2 rRNA genes are annotated in these 5,218 nt (G+C 57.9%); both read right to left on the minus strand.

The window, feature by feature from the left end:
• Positions 1 to 49: 49 nt before the first annotated feature.
• Positions 50 to 3,159, minus strand: a 23S ribosomal RNA gene (locus ACW0Q9_RS28940).
• 378 nt (positions 3,160 to 3,537) lie between these two features.
• Positions 3,538 to 5,053 (minus strand): 16S ribosomal RNA (locus ACW0Q9_RS28945).
• Together the 16S and 23S rRNA genes form the textbook arrangement of a ribosomal RNA operon.
• Positions 5,054 to 5,218: the final 165 nt, after the last annotated feature.

Here is a 5,218-nt window from a genome sequence, read left to right on the forward strand (position 1 = left end):
CAGGGTTGTTCGCTCGTTCAGAGTTGCACAGTGGACGCGTAGCAGCTTGGTAGTCAAGTCCTCGGCCTATTAGTACCGGTCAACTGAACCCGTTACCGGGCTTACATTTCCGGCCTATCAACCCAGTCGTCTAGCTGGGGGCCTTACCCCACAAATGTGGGTGGGATACCTCATCTTGAAGCGAGCTTCCCGCTTAGATGCTTTCAGCGGTTATCCCTTCCGAACGTAGCTAACCAGCCGTGCCCCTGGCGGGACAACTGGCACACCAGAGGTTCGTCCGTCCCGGTCCTCTCGTACTAGGGACAGCCCTTCTCAAGTATCCTACGCGCACGGCGGATAGGGACCGAACTGTCTCACGACGTTCTAAACCCAGCTCGCGTACCGCTTTAATGGGCGAACAGCCCAACCCTTGGGACCTGCTACAGCCCCAGGATGCGACGAGCCGACATCGAGGTGCCAAACCATCCCGTCGATATGGACTCTTGGGGAAGATCAGCCTGTTATCCCCGGGGTACCTTTTATCCGTTGAGCGACACCGCTTCCACATGCCAGTGCCGGATCACTAGTCCCGACTTTCGTCCCTGCTCGACCTGTCAGTCTCACAGTCAAGCTCCCTTGTGCACTTGCACTCAACACCTGATTGCCAACCAGGCTGAGGGAACCTTTGGGCGCCTCCGTTACCCTTTAGGAGGCAACCGCCCCAGTTAAACTACCCACCAGACACTGTCCCTGAACCGGATAACGGTCCGAAGTTAGATACCCAAATCAACCAGAGTGGTATTTCAAGATTGCCTCCACCCATACTGGCGTATGAGCTTCACCGGCTCCCACCTATCCTACACAAGCTAACTCAAGTACCAATGTCAAGCTATAGTAAAGGTCCCGGGGTCTTTCCGTCCTGCCGCGCGTAACGAGCATCTTTACTCGTAGTGCAATTTCGCCGGGCCTGTGGTTGAGACAGTGGGGAAGTCGTTACGCCATTCGTGCAGGTCGGAACTTACCCGACAAGGAATTTCGCTACCTTAGGATGGTTATAGTTACCACCGCCGTTTACTGGCGCTTAAGTTCTCCGCTTCGCCCCGAAGAGCTAACAGGTCCCCTTAACGTTCCAGCACCGGGCAGGCGTCAGTCCATATACATCGAATTACTTCTTCGCATGGACCTGTGTTTTTAGTAAACAGTCGCTTCCCCCTGCTCTCTGCGGCCATACAACGCTCCACCCGCGCGGGGCTTCACGTCTCCGGCCCCCCTTCTCCCTAAGTTACGGGGGCAATTTGCCGAGTTCCTTAACCACAGTTCGCCCGATCGCCTCGGTATTCTCTACCTGACCACCTGTGTCGGTTTGGGGTACGGGCCGCTAAGAACTCGCTAGAGGCTTTTCTCGGCAGCATAGGATCACTGACTTCACCTGAATCGGCTCGGCATCACGTCTCAGCCTATATGCGCCGCGGATTTGCCTACGGCACGGCCTACACGCTTACCCCGGCACAACCACCGGCCGGGCTCAGCTACCTTCCTGCGTCACCCCATCGCTTGACTACTACCCGCCAGGTTCCCACGCTCCCCACTTCAGACCCGAAGGTCATCCGCGGTTCGGGTGGTTAGCACAACGAGGTTCGTCAGGGTCGCTCTTTCGCGGGTACGGGAATATCAACCCGTTGTCCATCGACTACGCCTCTCGGCCTCGCCTTAGGTCCCGACTCACCCAGGGCGGATTAGCCTGGCCCTGGAACCCTTGGTCATCCGGCGGAAGGGTTTCTCACCCTTCTTTCGCTACTCATGCCTGCATTCTCACTCGTGCCGCGTCCACAACTAGGTCACCCCGTTGCTTCACTCGCGGCACGACGCTCCCCTACCCATCCACACACCTGCACAAGGAATCAAGTCCAAGCGAGGTTAAAATGTGAATGCCACAGCTTCGGCGGTGTGCTTGAGCCCCGCTACATTGTCGGCGCGGAACCACTTGACCAGTGAGCTATTACGCACTCTTTAAAGGGTGGCTGCTTCTAAGCCAACCTCCTGGTTGTCTATGCGACCCCACATCCTTTTCCACTTAGCACACGCTTAGGGGCCTTAGCTGGTGATCTGGGCTGTTTCCCTCTCGACTACGAAGCTTATCCCCCGCAGTCTCACTGCCGCGCTCTCACTTACCGGCATTCGGAGTTTGGCTGATTTCGGTAAGCTTGTGGGCCCCCTAGACCATCCAGTGCTCTACCTCCGGCAAGAAACACGCGACGCTGCACCTAAATGCATTTCGGGGAGAACCAGCTATCACGGAGTTTGATTGGCCTTTCACCCCTAACCACAGGTCATCCCCCAACTTTTCAACGTTGGTGGGTTCGGCCCTCCACGCGGTCTTACCCGCGCTTCAGCCTGCCCATGGCTAGATCACTCCGCTTCGGGTCTAGAGCATGCGACTAAAAACGCCCTATTCAGACTCGCTTTCGCTACGGCTCCCCCACACGGGTTAACCTCGCCACATGCCACTAACTCGCAGGCTCATTCTTCAAAAGGCACGCCGTCACCCCGCAAGGCTCCGACGGATTGTAGGCGAACGGTTTCAGGTACTATTTCACTCCCCTCCCGGGGTACTTTTCACCATTCCCTCACGGTACTCGTCCGCTATCGGTCACCAGGAAGTATTTAGGCTTACCAGGTGGTCCTGGCAGATTCACGGCAGATTTCAGGGGTCCGCCGCTACTCGGGAACACCCACAGAAGGTCAGCAACTTTCACCTACCGGACTATCACCGTCTACGGTCAGCCTTTCCAGACTGTTCGACTAGCCACTGACTTTGTAACTTCTTACACGAGTGTCAGCTCGTGTCGCAGGGTCCCACAACCCCGACCACGCAACCCCTGACAGGTATCACACGCAGCCGGTTTAGCCTCAATCCGCTTTCGCTCGCCACTACTCACGGAATCACTTGTTGTTTTCTCTTCCTACGGGTACTGAGATGTTTCACTTCCCCGCGTTCCCCCCACACACCCTATGTGTTCAGGTGCGGGTGACACCACATGACTGGTGCCGGGTTTCCCCATTCGGACACCCTGGGATCACAGCTTGGTTGACAGCTCCCCCAGGCCTATCGCGGCCTCCCACGTCCTTCATCGGCTCCTGGTGCCAAGGCATCCACCGTTCGCCCTTGACAACTTGACCACAAAGATGCTCGCGTCCACTGTGCAATTCTCAACAAACGACCAACCCACAACCCGATCCGCCCCACACCTATGACCCCCACAAGGATCCCGGTTTGCGAGGCCAGGCCATGCCTGGCAACCGTCCCCCGCCACCACGGGCGGGAGCAAGGTTCTGAAAGACAACCACCGGTTGTTCTTTCAGGACCCAACAGGGTGCTTTGCACTCGGCGCCAGCCGCACCAGGACTTCGTTCCACACCACCCGAAGGTGGCCGTACTAGAAGGAACCCAGCCGTTGCCGGCATCGAGCTCGCCAGTGTCTCCGCCATTGAGCACCCCACCACCGCATTCGGGTGGCGCGGGCTCCTTGCACCCTTTCGGGTGAAGGTGCTCCTTAGAAAGGAGGTGATCCAGCCGCACCTTCCGGTACGGCTACCTTGTTACGACTTCGTCCCAATCGCCAGCCCCACCTTCGACGGCTCCCTCCCTTACGGGTTGGGCCACCGGCTTCGGGTGTTGCCGACTTTCGTGACGTGACGGGCGGTGTGTACAAGGCCCGGGAACGTATTCACCGCAGCGTTGCTGATCTGCGATTACTAGCGACTCCGACTTCACGGGGTCGAGTTGCAGACCCCGATCCGAACTGAGACCGGCTTTTTGGGATTCGCTCCACCTCACGGTATCGCAGCCCATTGTACCGGCCATTGTAGCATGCGTGAAGCCCTGGACATAAGGGGCATGATGACTTGACGTCATCCCCACCTTCCTCCGAGTTGACCCCGGCAGTCTTCGATGAGTCCCCGCCATAACGCGCTGGCAACATCGAACGAGGGTTGCGCTCGTTGCGGGACTTAACCCAACATCTCACGACACGAGCTGACGACAGCCATGCACCACCTGTGACCGCCCCCGAAGGACCCGACATCTCTGCCGGTTTTGCGGCCATGTCAAACCCAGGTAAGGTTCTTCGCGTTGCATCGAATTAATCCGCATGCTCCGCCGCTTGTGCGGGCCCCCGTCAATTCCTTTGAGTTTTAGCCTTGCGGCCGTACTCCCCAGGCGGGGCGCTTAATGCGTTAGCTGCGGCACAGGGAACCGGAGAGGCCCCCCACACCTAGCGCCCAACGTTTACAGCGTGGACTACCAGGGTATCTAATCCTGTTCGCTCCCCACGCTTTCGCTCCTCAGCGTCAGTATCGGCCCAGAGACCCGCCTTCGCCACCGGTGTTCCTCCTGATATCTGCGCATTTCACCGCTACACCAGGAATTCCAGTCTCCCCTACCGAACTCTAGCCTGCCCGTATCGACTGCAGGCCCGCAGTTGAGCTGCGGGTTTTCACAGTCGACGCGACAAGCCGCCTACGAGCTCTTTACGCCCAATAAATCCGGACAACGCTCGCGCCCTACGTCTTACCGCGGCTGCTGGCACGTAGTTGGCCGGCGCTTCTTCTGCAGGTACCGTCACTTACGCTTCGTCCCTGCTGAAAGAGGTTTACAACCCGAAGGCCGTCATCCCTCACGCGGCGTCGCTGCATCAGGCTTCCGCCCATTGTGCAATATTCCCCACTGCTGCCTCCCGTAGGAGTCTGGGCCGTGTCTCAGTCCCAGTGTGGCCGGTCGCCCTCTCAGGCCGGCTACCCGTCGTCGCCTTGGTAGGCCATCACCCCACCAACAAGCTGATAGGCCGCGAGCCCATCCCAGGCCGAAAAACTTTCCACCCCCAACCATGCGGTCAGGAGTCCTATTCGGTATTAGCCCCGGTTTCCCGGGGTTATCCCAAAGCCTAGGGCAGGTTGCTCACGTGTTACTCACCCGTTCGCCGCTCGAGTACCCCGAAGGGCCTTTCCGCTCGACTTGCATGTGTTAAGCACGCCGCCAGCGTTCGTCCTGAGCCAGGATCAAACTCTCCAACAAAAATCTTTGTTGAACAATCATCCTGACAACAAAAGTGTTGCCAAAGGAATCCCAACCAGCCAAGCAAAAGCCTGACCAGTCCGGGGTAATAAATCAATTTGGCACTGGCTTATCAAGCACCCTGTTGAGTTCTCAAAGAACAACCACACACCATCCGGAAACCCC

The sequence above is a fragment of the Micromonospora sp. I033 genome, from assembly GCF_053890995.1.